This is a genomic window from Polynucleobacter paneuropaeus, assembly GCF_003261235.1.
GTDB classification, from domain to species: Bacteria; Pseudomonadota; Gammaproteobacteria; order Burkholderiales; family Burkholderiaceae; genus Polynucleobacter; species Polynucleobacter paneuropaeus.
Genome location: NZ_CP030085.1, coordinates 221,915 through 247,250, shown reverse-complemented (window position 1 = coordinate 247,250; position 25,336 = coordinate 221,915). Strand labels below are relative to the sequence as shown.

The following is a 25,336-nucleotide window of genomic DNA, read 5'->3' as shown; positions in this document are numbered from 1 at the left end:
AGATGCAAGAAAAATTCCTTGATGTTTTTCTCTTTTATAACGAACTAGACCTTCTAAAGGCGAGACTCGAGTATTTAGGCCCAACTGTAGATCACTTTATTATCTCAGAGGCTAATATCGACTTTTCAGGAGCTCCCAAGGAATTTATCCTTAGTAAAGCAGTAATTTCTACCCTACCCTATTCCGAGAAAATTATCTACCACCGTGAAGAAATCCATCTGGATTCTTTTGAATGGCGCTTCAAGAAATTGAAATATCGGAATAGAAAGAATAAATTTCTATGGAAAATTCAGGATGCTCAAAGAAATTCAACTCTTAAGGCCTTAAGGCCATTCAGTCCAGATGACATTATTCTTTTTGGCGATCTAGATGAGTTTCCAAGTCGGTTTGCCTTGGATGAAGGGCCCCGCCTCATTCTCAATATTGAAAAAAAGAATACTCTTTTTAATGCTTATAGCTGTGATCAAATATTTTTTTATTACAACATCCATAATGCTTCTCCTAAAGAGAAATTCTATGGCTCGGTATTTACTAACTTAAAATCTTTTCGGAAATATCTTCCACACAAATACCGAAGCGATAAGAATGAACTAGCCCATATCGCCAATGGAGGATGGCATTTCTCTTACTTTATGACTGAAGAAAAGATTCTTGCTAAGGTTCATGCTATCAGCGAAGTTGAAAATTTAAGCCAATACAAAGCGCTCTCAAAAAAGTCAATACAAGAGAAAATCTCGGCTGGAGTAGATTTATACGATAGAAATATTGAACTTTGTGACCAAGAAAAACTGAAGTTACCAGAGGCTATATTACAAGTCCTTAATAAATATCTTCCTTACTGCACTTAAATGGTTTTTATAAAATTGCTTCGCAAGATCGCGCAACAATCTATTCAGCATGCGGTATTGATTCGGTAAATCGAGTTGCTTTTGCCAATGTGGGCCAAGCATTTTGTATTCTTTAAAATATTCTAAAATGCCTGGATAACGAGCTATACAGTACTTATCACAGTACCAATTTATAGCCTTTGCTATAGCAAGATGACGACTTTTTATGTCATCTTCAGAATAAGGAAGCTTGGTAATATTGTTTAAATGATTACGCCAGCCAATCCTAACCGATGGTAGGTAAATTTTCTCTGCGCCTAAAACTGATGATATGTAGATTAAATGATCATCTGCCCAGTATTTTTTCATCCGGCCAATAGGATAGGGAAATATTTTTTTAAATAACTCGGACGATAGTGAAATACATGAGGTAGCATTTCCAATCCAGCACTCCCTACTTCTAACTAATGCTGAAGTTTCGTAAAAATAATAGCTTGGAAGCTCATTTAGCATGGCCGACTTAGGAGCATATTGTTCCCCCTCAAAGCCCTCTCTATCGCAAAATGCAAAATCCCACTGACTTCTTCCAATTGCTTTTAAAGTCGCTTCTAAGTAGTCCCGAGGATAAAGATCATCACCATCTAATAAAAAAATTTGTGCTTTATCTGGAATCAATAAAAGTGCTTCATTAAATGTTGATAGCTGACCTTGATTTTCTTTCTGAAGAATTTGTAAATTTTTATGATCTATTAAAAAATGACTTATCACTTCTAGCGATCGGTCAGTCGATCCATCATCAACAATAATAATCTCATCAAAAGGCCTAGTTTGATTGAAAACAGATTTTAGGCAGGATTCAATGAAGCTTTCATTATTGAAATTATTTATAAAACAAATATTTTTTATATTTGAATTCAAATTAAAGCGTCTTTTATTGATTGATTATTGCTTAATTAATATATTTTTATACCACTAGTTTTTTAATGCTATAAAAGTTCCACATAATGTTAGAAAAAAAATCGTTGATTCAAAATACTGCTTGTAGCTCATTTCCGATGTAAGGCAAAATGGAATCAGCATAAGAGCTATCATCATCGCAATTAGACTCAACCTATCTGTTCTTCGGAATCCCATAAAGATAACTGAGATAATCGCTGAAAAGATAAAGAAAAGTCCCGGCAGACCAAATCCGAGACCAAAATCTACCCAGCCACTATGTGTCTGCCCTGTATGCTCATGATAGATGTTTGCAAAATCTTGCAACTTATCAAATGATCTATTGACTGACCCATAACCCAGGGGATGTTGGGCAATTAATCGGACTCCAACTGTAGCCCAGGCCACCCGCGAATAGGTATTGAGTGCGGGCTGAAGTCCAGCCGAATTTAATGGCAAAGGACGAGAACCTTCCGCATATTGCCACTGGGTATTTTTATCTATCTCCATGGCAAGCTGAGTATCTTGAAAAATCGTATCCCAGCCGCGACTAGCTAATTGCTTTTGAGCATTCCAAACAAATCCTGAAATAAGGAGAACGATCACGATAACTGTAATTTCCAAAAATTTGTTATTTTTACTTTTTACAAAAAACAATGCGTGTGCAAAGACCACCATAAGAAGCAAAAAAATTATTAGCATAGCGATCAAAATACCATTCTTAGTATTCGAGATAACATCCGCAATAACAACTATCAATAATCCTATTACATACAAAGTAATCTGCTTATATCTTTTTGGATCATCGCTATTAATAATAAAATAAATGATGCTTGCTACTGCAACTGAGGCTGCAATTCCTCCAAAATAGGCTGTTTCAATTTTCGCAAATAAAAAGAAAATGAATTCATTAGGATTGATGAGTCCCCCATGCAAATAGGAATCATATATATAAGCCAATATATTAATAACGGGCACAGCAAAAACACCAACATAAAAGTATTTACGTAGATCTTTAAATTGGCATAAAGCCACTCCGAATCCAATTGCCATAATTGATCCGGCAAAGGTTCGCGCCCATAGGCCTTTTATCTCACTGAGCTCTAAATCAGGATTAAGTGAAAAGAAATAATAGTGAACTCCGACCCAAAAAAATAATCCTAAAATTGAATAAAGCGGTATAAGTTGCAGCTTCAAACTCCTAAAGCTTGACCAATTTTCTTTAATCAGCAAAACCCCAGAAATTGCCCCTATTGCAAGAAGAAAGTGTCTCAGAGCTATCGTATTAGGCAATACCCAAATAAACATTAAAGTAAATACGCTCAAGGCTGACAGACTAGCCCAATTTCTTTGAGTCAAATATATCTTCTGCATATTTTTATCCTAATGGGTCAGCATCCTAAACTTGGCTTTGAAAAAACATTTTCTCATTTTCCACCGGAAAGGAATATTTTCGATGATTTGCTTTGCAAGCAGCATTCGATTTTGTTCAATGAGGTACGTAACTAGATCATATGTATCTATACCTCCTAGGTAGGAAGTCGGGAGCATTGCTAAGAATTGTTTCAGAGACGTATCATCTAGTACGCGCGCAAAGTTAAAAAAACCATGGAACCCAAAAGCCTCATGCCACTTAGAGCGCTCTACAGCAAATTGCTCTGCGATCTCCCTGGGAGCAATTTGAACACCATGGTTGTTAAGAAAAACTTTATTGTCTGCAGCAATGCAATAGTCTTCAGGATGTTTAGGGTGGAAACCGGGCTGCTTCATCACTTCCAGTAATTTCTTGGAGCGCAATGAGAAGCCGCCATTGCCCACTGGTGTTTCTGGATGATGAGGCCATATTGGCCCAATATAGTCATATTGCAGGAACTCTTCGCGCCAAAGCTCCGGATGAGTAATAAAACTATCCCACTGAATCACTAAAGCATGACTGGTCTGCACATGGGGTTCAATTCCTTGGAGCAGAAAAAGAGAATAGTCCCTCGTATTTTTGATTGGTGGAGCCTGAATATACTCAATACCAGATTTCCTAATGTCAATACGCTCAAGATCAGTAAATAAGATGACCTTGGTAAATTGAACACCCTGCAAACACCGCGCTATTGCCCATTCGGCCAACTTAGGGTCTCTGGTTTCAACGCAAATTAGAGTGACAGAGGATAAATTGAGCATTACCAGCTTCTCTACTGGACTATAGAACCAGACAGAAGCTTTATCTTGAACCAAGCTTTTTTGATAAGCCGCTTAATTGAGCGCCAAAGTCTTGATGGAACAGTCTTATTAGAGGGCCCAAAGTCGCCCCAGCTTTCCCAGTTTGATTGGTAAACTACACCCAAATAATCATGAGCTAATACTTTTTCTTTGTACCCTAAGATCTGGTCCGCCCACAATTGATGCTCATAGTGATAATGCTTGAACAATTGCTCTCGAGGGAAAATGGGAATTGCCCTGAAGTTAATCAAAGATTCACCGTACCATGTAAATTCTGAGCCGCAGAGCAAGACGGCATCTAAGAAATTCATGCTGTTGGGTGTTAAGTAATTAATATCGAGAGATTCCCAAACCTTTCTGCTCCATAAAAAGGGGGCATATCCAAAGTCATATGTAGCGCCAGCGCGGCCCAGCGCCTGCTTAATTGGCTCACGATCAGCCAAAAAGTGTTGACGTATTTTCTTGGGACCGAAGCGCTCTGTAGCCTGCAGCACATCACGACCTTCATGAATGACTGAATAGGGAATGTCATCTTTGGCAAGGAAATCCTTCTCATCAAAGTCTCGCATGAAAATACAGTCTGAATCTAAAACCAAATAATTCTCTGAAATTCCTAATCTCCAAAACTCTGACTTAATGACTTGCTGACGCAAACCACCCCGAATGGAGTACAACTTTGCAATATCCAGTTTAGGGTTTGCGTTAAAGATGTCTTTTTCATCAAAAATAAGGGTGCCAAATCCGGCTAAATGGGCCTTAAACAGATTCACATCTTCAGCAGGCACTGAAATGTAAAAAGGAATGTGAGCTTTATTGTGCTTGCGAATACTTTCGGCCAGCTTGATTGTTCTTTTTAAATCTTTGCGAAAGGTGCAGCAGTAGAGAACAAGATTGAACATGGTCAGTAGCTTATTTTTGGTTATTGAGTATTCTAACAACTGCCTGATCAACACCCATCGGATGCCACTTTGGCTCTATTAAACCTTGATTCTTCCAATCTAACCAGATTTTCTCTAAAGTCGCCCCAATCCCTCCATCGTCTCCCACTTGGCTCAAATAAGCCCCGCGATCTTGGAGCATTCCGTCTAACTGTAGGTTGCGATGGGTAATGCCCCAAATTGGTCTACCCGTCCAGAGGTACTCATAAAACTTAGAGGGGATATATTCTGCGCACCACTCATCATTGCCGTGCAGGAGAATCAACACATCAGCATCCTGCATCTTCTGAACCACACGCTCGCGGCCAGATTTTCCTGTCTGAGGATCTTTTTCTAAGCGGCCATGGGCGATCAATACATTCTCATATCCACCTTTTTTAATCGCCTCGATACTTAGGGAATCTAAAGCAGCACCATAAGCATGAATGCGGATACTCTCTTTCGCCTCAGGATATTTTTTTAGCAACGCACTTAAAGCTTTCAGGATGGTAGATAAGGAGCGATCGTTTGCCAAAGAGCCAAAGTGGGAGAGATTGAGTTTGCTTGAATAAACATGGGGCTTTGGGCTAGCTAAACCTCCAGGAGGCTCTGCACCGGGCAGAACTACAAAGCCATTAGCGTACCCAGCTGTATTTAACAGCGGGTTACGTTGCTTTGCATAATAAAGTGCGCCCTCGGTAAACCACCAAACATGATCAGCATGATTAATCATTTGACGCTCTAAATATTGTCTAAATCGTGCATCACGATTTTTGGGGATCGCAGTCCCAATATCTTCTGGGCTGCTCCGAATGACCATCGGATCATGAATCTCCGCTAACCATTTCACACCAGTAGCTTTCTTTAGCCATAAAGCTGCCAGATGCGCAGACCATGCGCCACCTGTGCTGTAGACCACGTCTACATGCCCAGATCGAATCAACTGAAGTCCATGCAAAAAAGCAGGCATTGCCCAAGACCACTGACTTGAATAACCCAAACACAATTTTTCTAAAGCAATGAATGGCGATAAGAGGGTTGAGATTAAACCAGTCATTATTTTGTACGCAATTCCGCGCCCGTACTGATTGGCAAACCAATGACGGAAGTCAAAGCGAAAAGCTGATGGGCCCCAAGCTAGAAATTGTCGATGCAAAAAGCGCTGATCTTGAATACCAGTGATTGCACTAAAGACGGTTGGCTTAATGCCAGCCTTTAATAAATAGGGGATTTTATCGGTAATAGTTTGGCTAGCAGCGCGGCCATCCATATTGAAGCCATGCGACAAAATGAGCCAGCGCTGATCTGCAGACATGATTAGACTGGCTTTACTAAAAACAGGTTTAGTTACCAGCCACAATAGACATGACTGCCATGCGCACTGCGATGCCAAAAGTGACTTGGTTCAGGATGACGGATTGAGGTCCATCAGCAACGGCAGAATCAATCTCCACCCCACGATTCATTGGGCCAGGATGCATCACAATCGCATCCGATTTAGCAAGGGCTAATCGAGCGGGAGTTAATCCATACTGCTTAAAGAAGGCCTCTCCTTCTGGTACCTGACCTGCTTCCATCCGTTCTTTCTGAATCCGCAGAGTCATGACAACATCAACACCCTTCAAGCCCTCTTCCATACTGTGAAAGACTTTCACACCCAACATATCAAGATCTTTTGGTAATAGACTTTCAGGGCCGATCACGTGGATATCTTCACAACCCAATGTTCTTAAAGCAAAGATATTGGATTTAGCCACACGGCTATGGACGATGTCACCAATGATTGCCACCTTAAGACCCTTGAAATCTCTCTTAAAGTGCCGCATCGTGTACATATCTAACAAGCCCTGAGTCGGATGTTGATGACTACCATCTCCCGCATTAACAACGTGCACATGATCTGGCACGTGTTGGGCAATCTCAATTGGAGCCTTAGAAACACTATGGCGCACGATAAAAATATCGGCCTGCATCGCGACTAAGTTATCAATCGTATCCAATAGACTTTCGCCTTTTGCAGTTGACGAGGTTGAAATATCCAGATTAATGACATCAGCCGATAAACGGTTGGCAGCGATTTCAAAAGTCGTACGAGTGCGGGTCGAGTTTTCAAAGAAAAGATTGAAGACGCTCTTTCCTCGTAGCAAGGGAACCTTCTTTACCTCTCTAGCTGGATCGGTCACACTAACAAATTGTTGGGCTGTATCTAATATGTGAATAATCTGCTCTTTAGGCATACCCTCTAGCGTTAGGAGGTGTCTTAAATTACCTTCGGCATTCAATTGATTCACGATCTGTTTTACTTCACTCATGAAGCGCGCTCCTCAATTTGAAAGCTAAACTGGCCTGAAGTATTTTTATCAAGTACCAAAATTTGGTGATCCGGAATACTCACTTCTTCACCAACAAAATCTGCCATCACCGGTAACTCATGCTTACCCCGATCTGCCAAGACCATCAATTCAACGCTAGCGGGTCGACCAAAATCAAATAACTCATTCAAGGCAGCGCGGACTGTTCTGCCAGTTAACAAGACATCGTCCAACAAAACAATATTGGCGCCGGCAACTTCAAATGGCAGGTTAGTGGGCATTGTGCTAGCAGTTCGCAATGCAGTCATACCCTTCTCCGCATAGTCATCACGATGAAAGGCGACATTAATTACGCCATAGTGTGGCAAAGATAAATCACGTGCTAAACGTTCTGCAATCCAGGCGCCACCCATTGCTAGGCCAGCTAACTCAAAAGTATCTTTTCGGTCTCGCAGATTCTTTAAGAGCTTGGCGTATAAGTCTTCAGCATTCGTCATATTCAATTTCCGGTAAGGGAGTGCTCTGCGAAATACTGCTCTAAAAGCAATGTCGCAGAATGTGCATCCAAATTGTCCCGCATCTCGGGATCACCCTCCAAAACTACCGAGCTATAACGCTCATCCACCCATTCCACCGGCAATTTGAACCGGCCAGACAGCTGATTACCGAATCGCTTCGCTTTCGCTGTCATCTCATGCTCGGCACCATCTGAATGGGTTGGCACTCCAACCACCAAGAGATTTGGCATCCACTCCTTCAATAAGGATTCAATATCTGCAAAACGCGCGTCTTCATTATCTCGAGCAATCACTTCTAAAGCTTGCGCTGTACAGCTCAATGTATTTCCGATGGCAATTCCGATTCTGCGTGTGCCATAGTCAAACCCCATCACCGTAAGTGGACTAGGCATGACCTGCCTCTCCTGAAAGATGGGAGAGATCAAAGCCCAGTCGCCCCATCGTTCTCTCGTAACGCTGGCTTGAAGGGGTATCAAAAATGATGTCACTGATTTGGTCTTGAGATACCGGGATGTTCATCCAGCCATTTAAAGAAATTTCTTCCTCAAGCTGACCAGAGCTCCAGCCGGCATAACCGAGGGTCATCAAAAATCGCTTAGGCCCCTTTCCGGTTGCAACATCCTCCAAAACATCTTTAGATGTCGTCATAGTGAGGCCGCCCGGTACAATCAATGAAGAGCGGTAAGCTGTTTCCGCGAGAGTCTCATGCAGAACAAAGCCGCGCTCCACCTGGACTGGACCACCAAAATAAACAGGTTGCTCCAGCAAGGGGGTTATCTCCAGCTTGAGCTCGATTCTGTCAAATAGGCTAGCCAAATCAACTTCAGTGGGTCGATTAATCACTAGGCCCATCGCACCCCGGTCGGTATGATCAAAAAGGTAGATGACCGAACCTGCAAAATTAGGATCTAGCATGCCTGGCATGGCGATTAAAAACTGATTAGCTAAATGGTCTGCAGAATAGAAGATCGGAGACACTGGGTCTGAAGCTGGGGTAGCTTTATTGGCCGAAGTCATATAGAGTCATTTTACAGAATATCAGTACTATTTCAGCGCTTTTTGCCAATAAGCCCTAAGATACTCACTATGCAAAAAGCACTCGTTTGGCTCCGTCGAGACCTCCGCCTATATGACAATGCGGCCCTCCATCACGCCCTAAAGAGCAGCCAACAAGTTTGGGTGGTCTTTATCTTTGATGCCACTATTTTGTCGCCTCTGCTTAAACAAGGCCTAAATGAACAAGGATTAAGGCCTGATCGCCGGGTAGATTTCATTTGGCAAGGTATAGAGCAGTTAGATCAAGAGCTCCGAAAACAAGGTGGTGGACTCATTGTTCAATTTGGCAAGCCAACGGAATGCATTCCACAAATCGCCAAAGAGCTTGGTGTTGAAACCGTTTTTACTAATCATGATTACGAGCCAACGGCCATTGCGCGTGATGAACACATTCAATCCTCTCTCGCAAAATCAGGTATTGCCTTTGAAAGCTTCAAGGATCAAGTCATTTTCGAGAAAAAGGAAATTCTGACCAACTCCAATACTATTTTCTCAGTCTTCACTCCTTATAAAAATAATTGGCTGAAGACTCTGCAAGCAAAAGATCTAGAGCCATACAACTGCAATGCTAAAAAAGGTCAATATGCAGCGATCCCAGCAAATCTAAATCAAGACATTCCGTCATTAAAGTCGATGGGATTCATCAAAACTGGCATTGAAACCTATTTGCCTCCGGGCGCAGCAGGTGGTCAACATTTTCTAGAAGATTTTTTACACCGCATTGATCAATATCAAATCGGTAGAGATTTTCCCGCCATTAAAGGCGTTAGTTATTTATCGACTCACCTGCGTTTTGGCATGCTGTCCATTCGTGGCTTGGTTAGAGAAGCCCATCGTCGTATGTTGGCAGGAAGTATGGGGGCAACCATTTGGTTAAGTGAGCTTATCTGGCGTGATTTTTATTTCATGATTCTGGCTAATCACCCCCGCCTCGCAAAGGGAGAAGCTTTTAAACCGGACTACGACAAAATTACTTGGGAAAGTGGTGTGCTTGCTAAGAAACTCTTTACGGCTTGGTGCGAGGGCAAAACAGGCTATCCCTTAGTGGATGCAGCAATGCATCAACTCAATCAAAGCGGCTATATGCATAATCGACTCCGTATGGTCGTGGCCAGCTTTCTAACTAAGGATCTTGGGATTGACTGGCGCTGGGGTGAAGCCTACTTTGCTGAGCACCTGAATGACTTTGAGCTATCGTCCAATAATGGCGGTTGGCAATGGGCATCCTCTTCGGGATGTGATGCGCAGCCCTACTTTCGTATTTTCAATCCCATTACTCAGTCTGAAAAATTTGACTCAGAGGGTAAATTTATTCGGCGCTATCTCCCACAGCTTGAAAAACTCTCCAATAAGTCGATTCATGCGCCCTGGCTAGCTGGTCATATTGAACTCGAAGCTGCAGGGCTGCTTCTGGGGCGTGACTACCCATTACCGGTTGTTGACCATGATGAAGCCCGTAAAAAGACGCTCGTTCGCTATAGCGTAGTTAAAAAACCCGCTTAGTACCTGATGATTTTCTGATTCCGCTTTAGAATTTGGCATGAGCAAAATCTTTGCAGTGGGTGATATCCAGGGATGCACCCCTTCTCTCAAAAAATTAGTGAGTAAGTTACCTGCAAAATCTAAGGCGATTTTTTTAGGGGACTTGGTTAATCGTGGCCCTGATTCTCTAGGAAGCTTGCGCTTTCTCAAACGCTTACAAGAAAAAGGTCGCATCGAATGCATACTCGGGAATCATGATCTTCATCTATTAGCAATTGATGCCGGCATTCGAAAACCGCGTGGACTCGATACCGTAGATAAAATTCTGGCAGCGCCGGATCGTAAGGAATTGATTCACTGGTTACGCAACCGCCCATTGGCTCTCAATCACGGCAAGATCCTAGCAGTCCATGCCGGTGTACTCCCCCAGTGGAGCATCGACCAAACAATTGAATATGCCCAGGAAGTAGAGAAAGCCCTTCGTAAAAAAACGTATCAAGATTTTTTGGCCAATATGTATGGCAATACTCCTACAAAGTGGAGTCATTCCCTGAAAGGCTATGAGCGCCTGCGCGTGATCACTAATGCCTTAACTCGCTTACGATTCTGCACCCCCACGGGACGTATGGAATTTATCAGCAAAGAAGGCTTAAAAGCGGGTCCCAAGGGATACATGCCTTGGTTCCTGGTTCCCAAGCGCAAAACCCAAGATGCTTTAATCTACTTCGGCCATTGGTCCACTCTTGGACTTCTCAAACGCCCTAATGTGATCTGTTTAGATACAGGCTGCGTTTGGGGCGGTAAACTGAGCGCCCTTGAAATTCCAGAATCTGGAAAAAGTACTCGCAAACTCCAGCTCATTCAAGTGCCCGGCTACGATCATCCTATGCGGATGTAAAACACTTTACTTTTGGATCTTCTGAAAAGACTTTTGTGCGGCTTTAACAATCTGATCTACAACGGCATTGTCATGCGTAATTGAAGTAAAGCCTGCCTCATAGGCTGAAGGCGCTAAGTACACTCCTTCATCGAGCATTGCATGAAAAAAATGCTTGAATGCTTCAATGTTCGATTGAGTTACTTCAGCAAATGAAGTTGGTACAGCCGATGTGAAGTAGAAACCAAACATACCACCTACACTATCTACAGCAAAAGGAATGCTTGCTTGATCTGCTGCCATCTTTAAACCTGACATCAGCTTTTGAGTCTGCCCAGCAAGACACTCATAAAAGCCCTCTCTCGCAACGATCTCTAAAGTTTTTAATCCTGCAGCTACTGCAACAGGGTTACCAGATAGCGTACCGGCTTGGTACACAGCCCCTAGAGGAGCAAGCTCAGACATGATCTCCTTCTTGCCGCCAAAGGCTGCCATTGGCATGCCGCCGCCCATCACTTTACCCAAACAGGTGAGATCAGGTGTAATACCTTGAAGTGACTGCGCGCCACCTAAAGCGACTCTAAATCCAGTCATCACTTCGTCGTAGATTAATACAGCACCATGCTGACTGGTCAGTTTTCTGGCAGCAGCTAAGAACTCTGGCTTAGCTTTGATTAAATTCATATTGCCAGCGATTGGCTCGAGAATGACAGCTGCAATCTGATCGCCCTGCTTCTGAAAAACAGCTTCTAGTGCCGCTGTGTCGTTATAAGGCAGAACTAAGGTGTGCTTCACAACATCTTGTGGTACACCACTTGAAGAAGGTGCATTCTGAGTAGAGTCAGCAAAAGTGAGTAAACCTGAGCCCGCCTTGACAAGCAAACTATCCGCATGGCCGTGGTAGCAACCCTCAAACTTCACAATCAAATCACGTCCGGTATAGCCGCGCGCCAATCGCAAAGCACTCATCGTTGCTTCAGTACCGCTCGATACCATACGGATCTGCTCGATACTGGGCATCAAACTACAAATGCGTTCAGCCAATTCAATCTCGCCCTCTGTAGGAGCACCAAAGCTAAAACTGGTTGCTGCTGCTTTTTGAACTGCCTCGACAATTTCAGGATGAGCATGTCCTGCAATCATCGGTCCCCAGGACATAATTAAGTCGATATAGCGCTTATTATCCGCATCCCAAAAATACGGGCCACTAGCTTTGCTAACAAAACGCGGCACACCACCCACTTGACGAAATGCTCTCACCGGAGAATTCACGCCGCCTGGAATAACTTTTTGTGCACGCTCAAATAAAACTTCGTTTTGTCCCACGATCTATTCCTATGACTGATTAAATAGCCATCATTTCAAAATCTTCTTTGCGAGCACCGCATTCTGGACAAGTCCAATTCATTGGCACATCTTTCCACAAAGTACCTGGCGCAATACCCTCCTCGGGACAGCCCGCTGCTTCGTCGTAAACCCAGCCACAAATCAGGCACATATAGGTCTTCAATTCCATTGCTCACTCCATCTTTCGGTTTGATTTAACTCAATTATTCACTATTGCTACGAAATAGGCTCAACCCCTTTTGGAATGCATCTCAAATTTGAAGAGACGGCACTCTAGAGGGCCATTAAATAATGGGGTGCGCTTGGACTCTTTGATTCTGAGTTGGCCTGGCAATGCCATATCAGCGGTGAGAACAAAAACATTCCAACCACCAAAAACATCCTTCAAATGCTGTCCAAATTGACGTAAGAACTCAACAAACTCGGGATCCTGTTCGTCTTCTGCCTGTAGCCGTTTTAACGATTCGCGACTGGAACGCTTAGCAATCTGCCTGCCAGTTTCAAGATTTTGGCTAAAGCGATCTTCTGGCTCAAGCTGGTCTGCAACGCCACCGGGTCGCCCTCGCCCTCCCTTAATGACGAGACGCTCACCGTAAGGAGGATTGAGCAGCATGATTGGATTCTTTACATCACCTGGGGGCTTACTTACCATTGCATCAATTTGACGAACTACTGGCATATCAGGAAGCTGAGCTCGTTGCCAATTTCCTTTGAACATCCCAACTAGCTTTTCATTAATGTCTCCACCACTAATACGCAAAGACTCTGCTGTTGGAAATTGTTTGCGCTTATCCAGCATTTCTGTTTTTACAGCTTCTTTTAAATCAGACCATTTCTTTTGCTCACTACTAACTTGGAATGGCTTTAAGCGCTGAAAGCCAAAACCATGCTCCGAAGTTACTAGGGGGCGATAAGCTAGCTTACTTGGCTTGGCATCATCTCCATACAAGCCAGCCCGAATTCCACCAGGGGGAATAGCAAGCGCAATTTGCGCAGCTTCAATCAAGAAAGTACCACTACCGCACATTGGATCAAACAAGGTTTGTGAAGCTTGCCACCCTGTGATCGATAGAATTCCGGCTGCTAAATTTTCTTTCAAAGGAGCGTCGCCCTTTTCATCGCGCCAACCCCGCTTAAACAAGGCCTCACCAGAAGTGTCGAGATAAATCGTCATCTGGGTTGCAGTCAAGTGTACTTGCACGCGTACATCTGGAAATGCAGTGTCAATACTGGGACGATTACCTGACACCTCACGGAGTCGATCAACGATAGCGTCCTTCACCTTCAGGGTTGCAAAATTCAGACTCTTTAATGGCGAACGATGCGCAGTTACATCCACGCGTAAGGTTTGCTCATGGGTAAACCAATCTTCCCAGGCTAAACCGTGCGTGAGACGATATAAATCCTCTTCTTGTCGATAAGGTGCCTCAGCGAGTTGCAAAAGGACTCGACTTGCAATTCGTGAATGCAAATTTAAGGCCATGGCTGCAGAGATCGGGCCAGCTAAACCAACGCCGCCTGTAGGACTAGTAGGGGTAGGATCAATCACCCAATTGCCCAATGCTTTCGAATCTGAGCGCGCGGCAATTGATGCTAACTCTTGTGCAAGGGGAGCTTCTAAGCCTCCGGGGCAAACTACAAAAAATCTCATGAGGCCTGCAATCTATAAAATGATTAGGGTTTGATCACTGCTAATGCAGTGATGATCAGCAGCAGTAGGACCGGCGCTTCATTGAACCAGCGAAACCAAACACCAGAATGGGTATTACGCCCCAGATGAAATTTTTTCAAGAGACCCCAGCAAGCATGATGGTAGCCAATCACCAAAATGACAAAAAATAATTTGGCGTGAAGCCAGGTATCTCCGCTGCCGATTCCAAAGTAAAGCCAAAGGACTAGGCCACATAAGAGGGCCGGTATGGCCAATATTGTCATGAACCGAAACAGTCGATCAGCCATTCCTAAAAGACGCGCATGGGCTTCAGGATTTTTTTCTTCAGCTAGATTCACATAGATGCGTGGCAAATAAAACAGTCCAGCAAACCAAGAGGCAATCAAAACAATATGAATCGTCTTGGTCCAGAGATACCCATTACCCATGACTTAACCCTTAATCTTAAGTACGAATCTCACCGTGACCCATCACGATGTACTTCAATGAGGTTAAGCCCTCAAGACCAACAGGTCCGCGAGCATGCAATTTATCGTTTGAGATTCCAATCTCAGCTCCAAGACCATATTCAAAACCATCAGCAAAACGGGTACTAGCATTGACCATCACGCTAGCGCTATCAACTTCACGTAAAAAGCGATTAGCATGGTCTTGGTTCTTGGTAATGATGGCATCGGTATGCTTGCTGCCATAACGCTCAATGTGATTGATTGCCTCATCAAGATTAGCCACGGTTTTAATCGACAAAATGGGAGCCAGATATTCTGTAGACCAATCCTCCTCTTGAGCATCTACCAATCCCCCGAAGCCAGCAGACTCGAGAGTCTTACGAGTAGCAGTATCGACACGCAACTCAACCCCTTTGTCTTGATAAATCTTGCACAGGGTAGGCAATACTTGAGAAGCAACCTTCTGGTTGACCAATAAAGTCTCCATGGCATTGCATGGTGCATATCGTTGAGTTTTAGCGTTGTCGCACACCTTCACAGCCATAGCCAGGTCAGCATCTGCATCGATATAGGTATGACAGATACCATCAAGATGCTTAATCATGGGAACGCGTGCTTCAGCCATTAAGCGGGCGATTAAGCTCTTACCGCCCCGAGGAACGATGACGTCGATATATTCAGTCATGGTGATCATTTCACCAACAGCAGCGCGATCGACTGTCTGCACCACCTGAACAGCATCCCGAGGAAGACCTGCGGCACTTAAACCTGTTTGAATCATTTTTGCCAACAGCGTATTCGAATGAATTGCCTCCGAACCACCGCGCAAAATCACGGCATTACCTGACTTAAGGCAAAGCGCTGCTGCATCAATCGTGACATTAGGACGCGATTCATAAATGATGCCAATCACGCCTAATGGCACCCGCATTTGGGAAATCTCAATTCCAGAGGCTTGCTTCTTAGGCACACTCACCTGACCAATTGGATCTGCTAAAGAAACAATTTGCTCTAGACCCAAAGCCGTACTTTCAATCGATTTGGAAGTCATGGTTAGACGATCAATGAATGCGGCGTCTTGACCATTTTGTTTAGCTTGTTCTACGTCGAGCGAGTTCACCTGTAAGATTTCTGTAGCACTCTCACGAATGACCTTCGCAATCTGAATCAAAGCTTGATTTTTTTGTTCGCTTGATGCGCGTGCCATCGCCCTCGAAGCCACTCGAGCTCTTTGACCAATTTCTTGCATCATCTGCTTAATAGAAGTACTCATTTTTTAACGCAATAAATTACCAACTAAACGCAAGCCATCCCATGGATCTCCAGGAAGTTCAGCGGCTTGCAATCCCTTTGACTGACGATCCAAGCCAGCAGCAATTTGCACGGCTTGGCGTAATTGGGAACTCTGAACTCGCTTTAATGCTGCGGGATAGAGTCTTTCTTTATTACCCCAAACCCGATTCGCTCGCAACAACTGCTGAACAGATTCCCCTGAATCACTGGCCATCTTTAACTTAGATAGTAGCCGAAGCTCTTCGGTTATGCTCCAAAGAATCAGAACTAAGGGCTCGCCTTCCCCCTTTAGACCATCGAGCATTCGATTAACACGGGGCAGATCCCCTGCCAGCATGGCCTCGCTGAGCTCAAATACGTTATATCGGGCAACCTTCAAAATGGCAGAACGAACCTGCTCCTCGGATAATTCACCGGCTGGATATAGGAGTCCCAGTTTTTGGATTTCTTGGTGGGCGGCAATCAGGTTACCTTCAACCTGCTCTGCGATAAATTCAAGGGCGCGCTGACCTGCAGGCCCACTTTGAATACTCTGTCCTTGCTTTTGCAGACGCCCTGCAATCCAGCTCGGCAAATGGCCGCGATCTAAAGAATCAATCTGAACGGCCATCCCTGCTTCATCCAAACTACTAAACCAAGCGGAAGACTTGGTTTTCATATCTAGCCTAGGCAACACGATACAAAAGATCGTTTCAGGTCCATCAGCATTGGACTGCGAAGCGATCTGTGCAGAGAATTGCTTGAGCGCATCTGCACCATCGCGTCCTGGTTTGCCCGTGGGAATCCGAAGCTCGATCCAACGCCTATCTCCAAACAAAGACATGGTTTGCCCGGCATTAAGCAAGGCACTCCAATCAAAGCCACGCTCTTGCAACATCACTTCGCGCTCGGTATAGCCTAACTGTCTCGCTTTAGAGCGCAAGAGATCTATTGATTCCATCATGAGCAAGGGCTCGTCTCCACTAAATACGTACAGCGGATGAAAAGCGCTAGCAGCAGCTAAAGACTTGAGATGAGATTGAAAGGCATCGGTTTTAACCATGCGAAATATTCGTGTGCTTTAGAAACTTTTCGCTTGCGGTGCTTTAGCTGAAGCCGCAACCCGACGCAAAATTTGGATTGCCAAATCAGAACGCATCACACCTAAAAATTGTTGCTTCTGGGCATCGGATGCTAAAACAGTAGATACAGAGAAGTCCAAATCTCGTGTGACATAGATTTCAGAATCAGGAACAATTTCGGCTCCTGCAGTATCGTATGCCCTAAAGCCCGCTCTAATGGTGAGGCGATAGGCAGAAATTTGACCGTTTGAGTTGTACGCCAGAATTTCTTGGCCTGAAGTATCGTTAATAATCTCCAGAATCAGATCCGCATCTTTGGGGTTGATAGCCACTTTGGTATCTGTTCCAGTCAAAATCACTCTTTGTAAGTCTGCCCGCAGAGGCGGTGAAGGATTTCCAGTAATCGCTATGGCTTTGTAAGGAACATCCACCATACCTCGCATACGATAACCGCATCCCATCAGAGTAATTGCTGGCGATATCAGGGCCAAAGCAAGCAAAGATCTTCTCAGAGGGTTTTGTAGACCGATCTGATGAAGGTGTTTTAGATCTCTTTTCATTTGCCTGATATTTGAATGGATTAAGCCACAATATTAACGAGACGACCTGGAACCACAATCACTTTTTTTGGACTAGCGCCATTTAAAGCCTTTAATGCAGAGGCACTCTGCAATGCCAAAGCCTCTAGCTGCTCTTTACTGGCATCCGCAGGCACCCGTATCTCACCCCGTAACTTGCCATTAATTTGCAGCATGAGGTTGATTTCAGTCTGAATTAAGGCGCTCTCATCTACTGTAGGCCAAGGCGCATCCAATAAAGAACCGAAAGATTGGGTATATGCCAAGTCTTGCCAAAGTACATGGGTCATATGCGGCACAACTGGATACAGAATGCGCAACAGAATGCTGATGCACTCTGCCAACACGGGGGCACTAACTGAACTGCCATCATTTAACTTGAATGGCTCTAGCAAGTTCAGCATTTTCATTGCTGCAGAAACTACGGTGTTGTATTGACGACGTTGATAGTCAAAGTTAGCTTGCTTCAAAATTCCATGAACTTCACGACGCAATTCTTTTTCAGCATCCGTAAAGCTGGTTGGCAAAGCTCGATCGGCCTTACTCATCTGACTAATGATGGGCGCTTGACTACTTGCATATAGCCACACACGGCGCAAGAAACGAGACGCACCCTCAACGCCTGCTCCTGACCATTCCAACTGCTGCTCAGGCGGTGCTGCAAACATCGTAAATAAGCGAGCGGTATCTGCACCGTATTCATCGATTAAGGACTGTGGATCGACGCCATTATTTTTGCTCTTAGACATCTTCTCTACACCACCAATAATGACTGGTGTGCCAGGGGTATCTCCCCTCAGCTTTGCGCCTAGCGGACGACCTTTGTCGTCAAGCTCTAATTCAACATCTAAAGGGTTGAGCCAATTTTTCTTACCAGAGTCATCTTCAGAGTAATAGGTTTCATTCAAAACCATGCCCTGTGTTAACAAATTCTGGAAAGGTTCTTTAAAAGAAATTAAACCTAGGTCATACATAACCTTTGTCCAAAATCGTGCATACAGTAGATGCAAAATGGCGTGCTCAATACCACCGATGTATTGATCCATCGGCATCCAGTATTCATTGCGAGTATCCACCATAGAATCCGCCCCTGGGCTCGTATAGCGCATGAAATACCAGGAGGAATCAACAAAGGTATCCATGGTGTCCGTCTCACGCCGAGCGGGTTTGCCACATTTAGGACACTTCACGTTAATGAAATCAGAACGCTTATTTAGTGGATTACCGCTGCCATCGGGAACACAGTCCTCGGGCAATACCACTGGCAGATCTGCTTCTGGCACAGGAACTGCACCACAACCTGGATGCTGCTCATCTCCACAATGAATAATCGGAATGGGTGTACCCCAATAACGCTGACGCGAGATACCCCAGTCGCGTAAACGATAGGTAGTTTTGATTTCTCCAATACCGAGTTTGGCAAGATCTTCTGCTACAGCATGAAACGCTTCTTCATACGACATTCCATCGTAGCGTCCGCTATTCAGACACTCAACAGCCTCTTTTTGTGCATACCAATCTTCCCAATGGGTAGAGTTGAACATAGATGATGCGCCTTTTAGGGCAATCACTTGTTTGATTGGTAAATCATACTTGAGGGCAAAAGCAAAATCACGTTCGTCATGAGCTGGTACACCCATCACTGCACCATCACCATAGGACATCAAAACATAATTACCTACCCAAACTGGAACAGGCTCGTGAGTCAAGGGATGCGTCACATATAGGCCAGTGAACATACCTTCTTTTTCTTGAGTAGCTAGATCGGCTTCAATCACGCTACCTTTTTTACATTTTTCAATAAAGACCGCTAACTCTGGATTACTTGCAGCAGCTTTACTCGCCAATGGATGCTCGGCAGCAACAGCGCAAAAGGTGACACCCATAATCGTATCTGGACGGGTCGTGAAAACATACAAGCGACCATCCTGAATAAATTGGCCATCATATCCCTTAATCTCATGCTTAAAGGAGAAGCGAACCCCTTTACTTTTACCAATCCAGTTTTGCTGCATGGTCTTGACACGCTCTGGCCAGCCTAAGTCTTCTAGACCATCCAATAAAGATTCTGCATAAGCGGTGATGTTGAAGTAGTAGCCAGGAATCTCACGCTTTTCAACTAAAGCACCAGAGCGCCACCCGCGCCCATCAATAACCTGCTCATTAGCTAAAACAGTCTGATCAATCGGATCCCAATTGACTACTTGAGTCTTGCGATAGGCAATCCCTTTTTCTAACATCTTGAGAAAGAGCCATTGATTCCAACGGTAGTAATCAGGACTACAGGTTGCCACTTCACGCGACCAGTCAATTGCCAGACCCATCGCAGCCATTTGCTTTTTCATATAAGCAATGTTCTCGTAGGTCCATTGAGCAGGAGGTACCTTATTCTGAATCGCTGCATTTTCTGCTGGCATACCAAATGCATCCCACCCCATTGGCATTAAGACGTTGTAGCCTTGCATGCGTAGCTGACGGGCCATCACATCATTGATCGTGTAATTACGTACGTGGCCCATGTGTAACTTGCCCGAGGGATAAGGCAACATCGAGCATGCGTAGTACTTGGGCTTTATTTTTCCTGCTGAGTCTTTAGCATCTTCTGTGACACGGTAAACCTGTGCCGAATCCCAGTCAGCCTGGGCTGCCGCTTCAATTTTGCGGTAGTCATAATCCTTGCTCATTCAGAACAACTCTTTTCTTCTTGTTTTAATTACGCAAGCCCAACACGTCCTGCATATCGAATAAGCCTGTTTGTTGCGTTTTCAGAAAACGTGCGGCCCTTAAGGAGCCTTGTGCATAAGACTGGCGACTAGAGGATTTGTGACTAATCTCAATGCGCTCACCTTCGCCTGCAAATAAGACAGTGTGATCACCTACAATATCGCCACCCCGAATGGTTGCGAAACCAATACTGCCCTGCTTACGTTCACCGGTATGGCCTTCGCGGGCATAAACTGCTACATCATCTAATTTTTCACCAAGAGCGCCAGCAATCACCTCACCCATGCGCAAAGCAGTTCCTGATGGGGCATCTACTTTATGGCGATGATGTGCTTCGATGACTTCGATGTCGTAACCTTCGCTCAACATTTTTGCAGCAACCTCTAACAACTTAAAGGTCACATTAACGCCTACGCTCATATTGGGCGCAAACACAATTGCTAATTTCTTAGAAGCAAGCTTGAGCTCTTCGAGCTGCTGAGCACTTAACCCCGTTGTGCCAATAATCATTTTGCTACCAGTCTTTTGCGCAACCACCAAATGGGCCATGGTTCCTTCGGGACGGGTGAAATCAATTAAGAACTCTGCATGACTAAGAGCAGCAGCAATGTCAGCAGTAATTGTGATTCCCGTTTTTTTGCCCAAGAATGCACCAGCATCCTCGCCGATCTGCGCAGAGCTGCTATGCTCAAGCGCTCCAACCAGTTGCGCGTCTGGTGAATTCAGAATTGCCTCAATGAGCATCTTTCCCATACGACCGGTAGCGCCGGCAATTGCAATTTTCATCGTCATATCTTTGCCTACTGCTTAGTAGTGGTTGGGTTGTTATCACTTGTTGTTGTAGCGCTAGCAGGAACTGCTGAGCCTGTCGACAAGGTTTCTGTTTTGCTGGGGACCAATAATTCAGGCTGTTGTAATGGCGGGGTCACAGGACCCTTTCCGGTACCCGTAATTCTTTGCCAAAAACTACGCTTGGTTTTAGCGTAGTTATCGATCTCGGCGACCAATTCCACCTCAGTAGGAAGCGCATCGCCATCAAATTTCACGACTTTGTTTTCATCAAAAAATATCGTGACACGTCGATCTTTGGCGATCTTCTGACCATCCCGCTTAAATTCAAAAACATAGTCCCAACGATTGGCATGAAAATAATCTGCCAGTAATGGAGTACCCATGATTTGGCGAACCTGCTCACGAGTCATGCCCAGCTGGAGTTTGGAATACTGCTCACTCGAGATGAAATTACCCTGTACCACGTCAGGAACATAAGGTTGGAAAATCTTATTAGCCCAAGCACGCTGTGTATCATCCACAGCAGTTGAACAAGCACTCACCCCCAATACCCCTAGGAAAAGGCCGAGAAGTGCTACCAGGCGTAATGGGGCATAAAAACCTTCGGCTGAAGGCTTCAAAAAACGACTAAAAAGTTGAAAGCAATTTTGCATAGCTGGCCGTATCATTAAGACATTGATTTTAGCTCTCAAAGCCATGGCAATGAACCAAAACCCTACTACTGCAGATTTACGTGATATTGGCCTCAAGGCCACTGGTCCACGCATGAAAATTTTGGATTTTTTCCATCAAAATTCGGGCACCCATTTCAGTGCCGAGGATGTCCATGTTGCCCTGGCTAAAGATGACCAAGAAATCGGCTTAGCCACGGTTTATCGAGTACTAACCCAGTTTGAGCAGGCTGGATTACTACTCAGAAGCCATTTTGAGTCCAGCAAGGGCGTTAGTAGGGCAATCTACGAACTCAATGAAGGTCAGCACCACGACCACTTGGTTTGTCTTGACTGCGGCCATGTGGAAGAGTTTGTGGACGAGGCGATTGAAAAGAGGCAAAGGGATATTGCTAAAAACCTGGGTTTCAAGCTCCAAGAGCACTCCCTGGCGATGTATGGTCAGTGCCTCAAGAAAAACTGCAGAAATAAGCAGAAGTAATTAAAAAGACCTCAAATTGAGGTCTTTTTAATAAAAAGCAGGCAGTTTTGGACTTACTTCACGGCCATGAGGGCCTCAGCGGCGTTGAGCATCTGTACCGAATAACCCCACTCGTTGTCATACCAAGCCAATACCTTGACCAACTTGCCATCAGCGGAAACGCGGGTCTGGGATGCGTCATAAATACTAGGGCGCGGATCATGATTAAAGTCGATCGATACTAAGGGCAAAGTATTAAATCCTAAAATTCCTTTGAGCTCACCCTCGCTGGCCGTCTTCAGAATCGCATTCACTTCGTCAACACTAGTTGCGCGACTCGCCGCAAAAGTAAGATCAACTACTGAGACATTGATCACTGGTACGCGCATTGCAAAACCATCAAATCTTCCAGCTAATGCAGGCAGTACCAAACCCACTGCTTTAGCGGCCCCAGTCTTGGTTGGAATCATGCTGCTGACCGCAGAACGCGCCCGACGCATATCCTTGTGATAGACATCCGTTAACACTTGATCATTAGTGAATGCATGGATAGTGGTCATCAAGCCTGATTCAATACCAATTTTTTCGAGTAATGGTTTAACCAATGGGGCTAAACAGTTGGTGGTACAACTCGCGTTAGAAACCACAACATCGCTTGACTTCAATACATTTTGATTTACGCCATAAACAATTGTGGCATCGACATCTTTTTCACCCGGAGCAGAGATTAAAACTTTCTTAGCGCCCTGCTGAATATGCACCATGGCTTTTTCTTTGGAAGTGAATTTGCCAGAGCATTCCAAAACCAAATCTACGCCCAACTCGCCCCAAGGTGTTTCTAATGGGTTGCGGGTTGAGAACATTTTGATGCGATCACCGTTGACGACCATGCAATCGCCATCCACCTTAACCTCACCGGGGAAGCGTCCATGCGCTGAATCATATTGTGTGAGATGGGCATTGATATCAATATCGCCCATTGCATTAATTGCCACAATTTTGATATCCCGTCTTGGCTTACCGTTAGCCAGATCTTCGTAAAGCGCGCGCAATACCATGCGCCCGATTCTTCCATAACCATTAATTGCAACACGAATCGTCATCTTATTTTTCCTTACTAATATTGAATCTATTTTTTGATCAGTATTTATTGCTGACTAATCACTTGTCGAACTGTTTTCGCAATCTGATCGACAGTTAAGCCGAAATATTCATATAGTTGTGCAGCGGGAGCAGACTCGCCAAAGGTATCGACACCATGTACAGCTGAACAAGCGTACTTCCACCAAAAATCACTCACACCCGCCTCAACCGCAATACGAGGAATGCCAGCGGGTAAGACGCTCGCCTTATACGCAGCATCTTGTTGATCAAATACGGTCGTTGATGGGATCGATACCACCCGAATAGCTACGCCCTCTTTTTCTAATCGCTCTGCAGTTTGCAAGGCTAAGCCCACTTCAGAACCGGTCGCCATGATGACTGCATCAGGTTTAGCTTTTGAAGCACGAATCACATATCCACCCCGGGCAATATCTTTGATCTGCTGCGCATTTCGAGCAACAAAGGGACAATTCTGACGACTAAATATTAAGGCACTAGGGCCATGTTTGCGCTCTACTGCAGAGGCCCAAGCTACAGCTGTCTCAGAGGTATCGCAGGGGCGCCAAACCATCAAATTCGGAATTAAACGCAGGCTGGCTACATGCTCAACAGATTGATGTGTTGGTCCATCCTCACCTAAACCGATCGAGTCATGAGTGAAGACAAAGATGCTACGTAACTTCATCAAGGCCGCCATCCGAATGGCATTTCGACTGTAGTCTGAGAAAGTTAAGAAGGTTCCACCAAATGGAATGTAGCCACCGTGCAAAGCGATACCATTCATGATGGCACTCATACCAAATTCGCGCACACCATAATTAATATGGTTGCCCCACTGATTTGCTCGAACCGGTTTACAAGCACTCCAATTCGTTAAGTTGGATCCCGTGAGATCAGCAGAGCCGCCCATAAATTCTGGGAGGGCAAGCGCTAAAGCTTCAATTGCATTTTGGCTTGCCTTACGGGTCGCAATGGTTTCTGCTTTAACTTGGCAGCGCTCTAGATATTCTTTAACAGTCTTACTAAAATCTTTTGATAAGTCACCTTGCATACGACGCTGGAATTCAGAAGCAAGCTCAGGGTACTTGGCTTTATAGGATTGGAAATCTTTATTCCATTCATGCTCAAGAGCTTGACCGCGTCTCTTAAAGTCCCAGGCTTGATAGATATCCTGCGGAATTTCAAAAGGAGCATAAGGCCAGTTGAGCGCGACGCGGGTCGCTGCGATTTCATCAGCGCCCAAAGGAGAGCCATGCACCTTATCGCTGCCAGCCATATTAGGCGCACCTTGGCCAATCGCAGTCTTGCAGCAAATCAAGGTAGGCTTATCAGTCTTCTTCGCTTGCGCAATTGCTGTAGATACCGCTTCAGCATCGTGACCATCTACATTACGAATCACATTCCAACCGTAAGCTTCAAAACGCTTGGGAGTATCTTCATTAAACCAAGAAACGACCTTGCCATCGATCGAGATACCATTGTCATCCCATAGTGCAATGAGTTTATTTAACTTGAGTGTGCCTGCTAATGAGCAAACTTCATGGCTAATGCCTTCCATCAAACAGCCATCACCCAAAAATACGTAGGTGTAATGATTGACGATATCGTGACCAGGACGATTAAATTCTTCTGCTAATAATTTTTCCGCTAGCGCCATACCAACTGCATTAGAAATACCCTGACCCAATGGGCCCGTGGTGGTCTCTACCCCAGGAGTAATTCCATATTCTGGATGTCCAGCAGTTTTGCTATGAAGCTGACGGAAATTTTTTAATTCGCCAATCGGTAAGTCATAACCAGTCAGATGCAACAAAGAGTAAAGCAACATCGAGCCATGGCCATTGGATAAAACAAAGCGATCACGATTCATCCAATGTGGATCAGTTGGGTTATGTTGCAAATGATCGTTCCACAAAGCAACGGCAATATCTGCCATACCCATTGGCATGCCTGGATGCCCTGAGTTTGCCTGTTGAACCGCATCCATAGAAAGGGCGCGAATAGCATTAGCCATGCGAATTTGAAGGTTTGACATCGTAAAAAGGG

25 protein-coding genes are annotated in these 25,336 nt (G+C 44.7%); 4 read left to right on the top strand and 21 right to left on the bottom strand.

What is annotated here, in order from left to right; all coding sequences use genetic code 11:
- Window positions 1-2 precede the first annotated feature (2 nt).
- A complete protein-coding gene (locus Pas1_RS01340; RefSeq protein ID WP_112294262.1) occupies window positions 3-848 on the top strand; it encodes a glycosyltransferase family 17 protein in 846 nt (281 codons plus the stop codon).
- On the opposite strand, the gene Pas1_RS01335 is transcribed toward Pas1_RS01340, so the two are convergent.
- From Pas1_RS01335 to Pas1_RS01295, 9 genes are all read right to left on the bottom strand, one after another.
- The gene (locus tag Pas1_RS01335) at window positions 810-1,745 is read right to left on the bottom strand and encodes a glycosyltransferase family 2 protein (protein ID WP_158525976.1); all 936 of its coding nucleotides are present in this window, start codon (window positions 1,743-1,745) and stop codon (window positions 810-812) included. The two genes, Pas1_RS01340 and Pas1_RS01335, sit on opposite strands and share 39 nt — an antisense overlap.
- A gap of 54 nt (window positions 1,746-1,799) precedes the next feature.
- Window positions 1,800-3,137: an O-antigen ligase family protein gene (locus Pas1_RS01330; RefSeq protein ID WP_112294260.1), complete on the bottom strand. Its 1,338-nt coding sequence runs from the start codon at window positions 3,135-3,137 to the stop codon at window positions 1,800-1,802.
- Between the two features lie 9 nt (window positions 3,138-3,146).
- Window positions 3,147-3,884, bottom strand: coding sequence for a DUF5672 family protein (locus Pas1_RS01325; RefSeq protein WP_136625595.1), 738 nt, complete (start codon window positions 3,882-3,884; stop codon window positions 3,147-3,149).
- A gap of 65 nt (window positions 3,885-3,949) precedes the next feature.
- Window positions 3,950-4,876 (bottom strand): DUF6492 family protein, encoded by a 927-nt coding sequence (locus tag Pas1_RS01320; protein ID WP_112294258.1) that lies wholly within the window; start codon window positions 4,874-4,876, stop codon window positions 3,950-3,952.
- A gap of 10 nt (window positions 4,877-4,886) precedes the next feature.
- Window positions 4,887-6,209, bottom strand: coding sequence for a glycosyltransferase (locus Pas1_RS01315; protein WP_112294257.1), 1,323 nt, complete (start codon window positions 6,207-6,209; stop codon window positions 4,887-4,889).
- Window positions 6,210-6,237: 28 nt separating this feature from the next.
- Window positions 6,238-7,206 (bottom strand): aspartate carbamoyltransferase catalytic subunit, encoded by a 969-nt coding sequence (locus Pas1_RS01310; RefSeq protein ID WP_112294256.1) that lies wholly within the window; start codon window positions 7,204-7,206, stop codon window positions 6,238-6,240.
- Complete coding sequence (pyrR, locus tag Pas1_RS01305) at window positions 7,203-7,709, bottom strand: bifunctional pyr operon transcriptional regulator/uracil phosphoribosyltransferase PyrR (RefSeq protein WP_112202955.1); 507 nt, start codon at window positions 7,707-7,709, stop codon at window positions 7,203-7,205. The genes Pas1_RS01310 and pyrR overlap by 4 nt, the downstream gene beginning before the upstream one ends.
- Complete coding sequence (gene ruvX, locus Pas1_RS01300) at window positions 7,706-8,116, bottom strand: Holliday junction resolvase RuvX (RefSeq protein ID WP_112208795.1); 411 nt, start codon at window positions 8,114-8,116, stop codon at window positions 7,706-7,708. Before ruvX ends, pyrR begins: the two co-directional genes overlap by 4 nt.
- The gene (locus Pas1_RS01295; protein ID WP_246531484.1) at window positions 8,109-8,648 is read right to left on the bottom strand and encodes a YqgE/AlgH family protein; all 540 of its coding nucleotides are present in this window, start codon (window positions 8,646-8,648) and stop codon (window positions 8,109-8,111) included. The genes ruvX and Pas1_RS01295 overlap by 8 nt, the downstream gene beginning before the upstream one ends.
- Window positions 8,649-8,810: 162 nt before the next feature.
- Here Pas1_RS01295 and Pas1_RS01290 point away from each other — a divergent pair, with 162 nt between their 5' ends.
- Together Pas1_RS01290 and Pas1_RS01285 are read left to right on the top strand one after the other, a co-directional pair.
- Complete coding sequence (locus Pas1_RS01290; RefSeq protein ID WP_112294255.1) at window positions 8,811-10,283, top strand: cryptochrome/photolyase family protein; 1,473 nt, start codon at window positions 8,811-8,813, stop codon at window positions 10,281-10,283.
- A 37-nt stretch (window positions 10,284-10,320) separates the two neighbouring features.
- Window positions 10,321-11,160, top strand: a complete 840-nt coding sequence (locus Pas1_RS01285) for a symmetrical bis(5'-nucleosyl)-tetraphosphatase (RefSeq protein ID WP_112237155.1) — start codon at window positions 10,321-10,323, stop codon at window positions 11,158-11,160.
- Window positions 11,161-11,166: 6 nt separating this feature from the next.
- Here Pas1_RS01285 and hemL read toward each other — a convergent pair whose 3' ends face one another.
- From hemL to Pas1_RS01235, 10 genes are read right to left on the bottom strand one after another with little or no spacing between them, the layout of a single operon-like run.
- On the bottom strand, window positions 11,167-12,465 hold the full coding sequence (gene hemL / locus Pas1_RS01280; RefSeq protein ID WP_112294254.1) for a glutamate-1-semialdehyde 2,1-aminomutase: 1,299 nt from the start codon (window positions 12,463-12,465) through the stop codon (window positions 11,167-11,169).
- A gap of 19 nt (window positions 12,466-12,484) precedes the next feature.
- Window positions 12,485-12,655, bottom strand: a complete 171-nt coding sequence (locus tag Pas1_RS01275; RefSeq protein WP_112202943.1) for a rubredoxin — start codon at window positions 12,653-12,655, stop codon at window positions 12,485-12,487.
- Window positions 12,656-12,715: 60 nt separating this feature from the next.
- On the bottom strand, window positions 12,716-14,137 hold the full coding sequence (locus tag Pas1_RS01270; protein ID WP_112294253.1) for a THUMP domain-containing class I SAM-dependent RNA methyltransferase: 1,422 nt from the start codon (window positions 14,135-14,137) through the stop codon (window positions 12,716-12,718).
- Between the two features lie 23 nt (window positions 14,138-14,160).
- On the bottom strand, window positions 14,161-14,586 hold the full coding sequence (locus tag Pas1_RS01265; protein ID WP_112202939.1) for a CopD family protein: 426 nt from the start codon (window positions 14,584-14,586) through the stop codon (window positions 14,161-14,163).
- A gap of 16 nt (window positions 14,587-14,602) precedes the next feature.
- Complete coding sequence (locus Pas1_RS01260; protein WP_112294252.1) at window positions 14,603-15,880, bottom strand: glutamate-5-semialdehyde dehydrogenase; 1,278 nt, start codon at window positions 15,878-15,880, stop codon at window positions 14,603-14,605.
- 3 nt (window positions 15,881-15,883) lie between these two features.
- Window positions 15,884-16,942: a DNA polymerase III subunit delta gene (gene holA, locus Pas1_RS01255; protein WP_112294251.1), complete on the bottom strand. Its 1,059-nt coding sequence runs from the start codon at window positions 16,940-16,942 to the stop codon at window positions 15,884-15,886.
- Window positions 16,943-16,960: 18 nt separating this feature from the next.
- Window positions 16,961-17,521, bottom strand: a complete 561-nt coding sequence (locus Pas1_RS01250; protein ID WP_112237142.1) for an LPS-assembly lipoprotein LptE — start codon at window positions 17,519-17,521, stop codon at window positions 16,961-16,963.
- Window positions 17,522-17,541: 20 nt separating this feature from the next.
- Entirely contained in the window at window positions 17,542-20,223 is a 2,682-nt protein-coding gene (leuS, locus tag Pas1_RS01245) for a leucine--tRNA ligase (protein ID WP_112294250.1), read from the bottom strand.
- Window positions 20,224-20,248: 25 nt separating this feature from the next.
- A complete protein-coding gene (dapB, locus tag Pas1_RS01240; protein WP_112294249.1) occupies window positions 20,249-21,049 on the bottom strand; it encodes a 4-hydroxy-tetrahydrodipicolinate reductase in 801 nt (266 codons plus the stop codon).
- A gap of 14 nt (window positions 21,050-21,063) precedes the next feature.
- Window positions 21,064-21,708 carry an outer membrane protein assembly factor BamE gene (locus Pas1_RS01235; RefSeq protein ID WP_168183328.1) on the bottom strand — a complete coding sequence of 215 codons (645 nt, stop codon included), beginning with the start codon at window positions 21,706-21,708 and terminating at the stop codon, window positions 21,064-21,066.
- 49 nt (window positions 21,709-21,757) lie between these two features.
- Between Pas1_RS01235 and fur the strand changes: the two genes are divergently transcribed.
- Complete coding sequence (gene fur / locus Pas1_RS01230; RefSeq protein ID WP_192874756.1) at window positions 21,758-22,207, top strand: ferric iron uptake transcriptional regulator; 450 nt, start codon at window positions 21,758-21,760, stop codon at window positions 22,205-22,207.
- Window positions 22,208-22,260: 53 nt separating this feature from the next.
- Here the strand turns inward: fur and gap are convergent, their stop codons facing one another.
- Together gap and tkt are read right to left on the bottom strand one after the other, a co-directional pair.
- On the bottom strand, window positions 22,261-23,289 hold the full coding sequence (gene gap / locus Pas1_RS01225; RefSeq protein WP_112237138.1) for a type I glyceraldehyde-3-phosphate dehydrogenase: 1,029 nt from the start codon (window positions 23,287-23,289) through the stop codon (window positions 22,261-22,263).
- A gap of 44 nt (window positions 23,290-23,333) precedes the next feature.
- A complete protein-coding gene (gene tkt / locus Pas1_RS01220; RefSeq protein WP_112294247.1) occupies window positions 23,334-25,325 on the bottom strand; it encodes a transketolase in 1,992 nt (663 codons plus the stop codon).
- Window positions 25,326-25,336 lie beyond the last annotated feature (11 nt).

Coding starts and splice junctions, on each gene's coding strand:
- Pas1_RS01340 (WP_112294262.1), top strand. CDS start 3: ATGCAAGAAAAATTCCTTGATGTTTTTCTCTTTTATAACGAACTAGAC.
- Pas1_RS01330 (WP_112294260.1), bottom strand. CDS start 3,137: ATGCAGAAGATATATTTGACTCAAAGAAATTGGGCTAGTCTGTCAGCC.
- Pas1_RS01320 (WP_112294258.1), bottom strand. CDS start 4,876: ATGTTCAATCTTGTTCTCTACTGCTGCACCTTTCGCAAAGATTTAAAA.
- Pas1_RS01315 (WP_112294257.1), bottom strand. CDS start 6,209: ATGTCTGCAGATCAGCGCTGGCTCATTTTGTCGCATGGCTTCAATATG.
- Pas1_RS01310 (WP_112294256.1), bottom strand. CDS start 7,206: ATGAGTGAAGTAAAACAGATCGTGAATCAATTGAATGCCGAAGGTAAT.
- ruvX (WP_112208795.1), bottom strand. CDS start 8,116: ATGCCTAGTCCACTTACGGTGATGGGGTTTGACTATGGCACACGCAGA.
- Pas1_RS01295 (WP_246531484.1), bottom strand. CDS start 8,648: ATGCCAGGCATGCTAGATCCTAATTTTGCAGGTTCGGTCATCTACCTT.
- Pas1_RS01290 (WP_112294255.1), top strand. CDS start 8,811: ATGCAAAAAGCACTCGTTTGGCTCCGTCGAGACCTCCGCCTATATGAC.
- Pas1_RS01285 (WP_112237155.1), top strand. CDS start 10,321: ATGAGCAAAATCTTTGCAGTGGGTGATATCCAGGGATGCACCCCTTCT.
- Pas1_RS01275 (WP_112202943.1), bottom strand. CDS start 12,655: ATGGAATTGAAGACCTATATGTGCCTGATTTGTGGCTGGGTTTACGAC.
- Pas1_RS01270 (WP_112294253.1), bottom strand. CDS start 14,137: ATGAGATTTTTTGTAGTTTGCCCCGGAGGCTTAGAAGCTCCCCTTGCA.
- Pas1_RS01265 (WP_112202939.1), bottom strand. CDS start 14,586: ATGGGTAATGGGTATCTCTGGACCAAGACGATTCATATTGTTTTGATT.
- Pas1_RS01260 (WP_112294252.1), bottom strand. CDS start 15,880: ATGAGTACTTCTATTAAGCAGATGATGCAAGAAATTGGTCAAAGAGCT.
- holA (WP_112294251.1), bottom strand. CDS start 16,942: ATGGTTAAAACCGATGCCTTTCAATCTCATCTCAAGTCTTTAGCTGCT.
- Pas1_RS01250 (WP_112237142.1), bottom strand. CDS start 17,521: ATGAAAAGAGATCTAAAACACCTTCATCAGATCGGTCTACAAAACCCT.
- leuS (WP_112294250.1), bottom strand. CDS start 20,223: ATGAGCAAGGATTATGACTACCGCAAAATTGAAGCGGCAGCCCAGGCT.
- dapB (WP_112294249.1), bottom strand. CDS start 21,049: ATGAAAATTGCAATTGCCGGCGCTACCGGTCGTATGGGAAAGATGCTC.
- Pas1_RS01235 (WP_168183328.1), bottom strand. CDS start 21,708: ATGCAAAATTGCTTTCAACTTTTTAGTCGTTTTTTGAAGCCTTCAGCC.
- fur (WP_192874756.1), top strand. CDS start 21,758: ATGAACCAAAACCCTACTACTGCAGATTTACGTGATATTGGCCTCAAG.
- gap (WP_112237138.1), bottom strand. CDS start 23,289: ATGACGATTCGTGTTGCAATTAATGGTTATGGAAGAATCGGGCGCATG.
- tkt (WP_112294247.1), bottom strand. CDS start 25,325: ATGTCAAACCTTCAAATTCGCATGGCTAATGCTATTCGCGCCCTTTCT.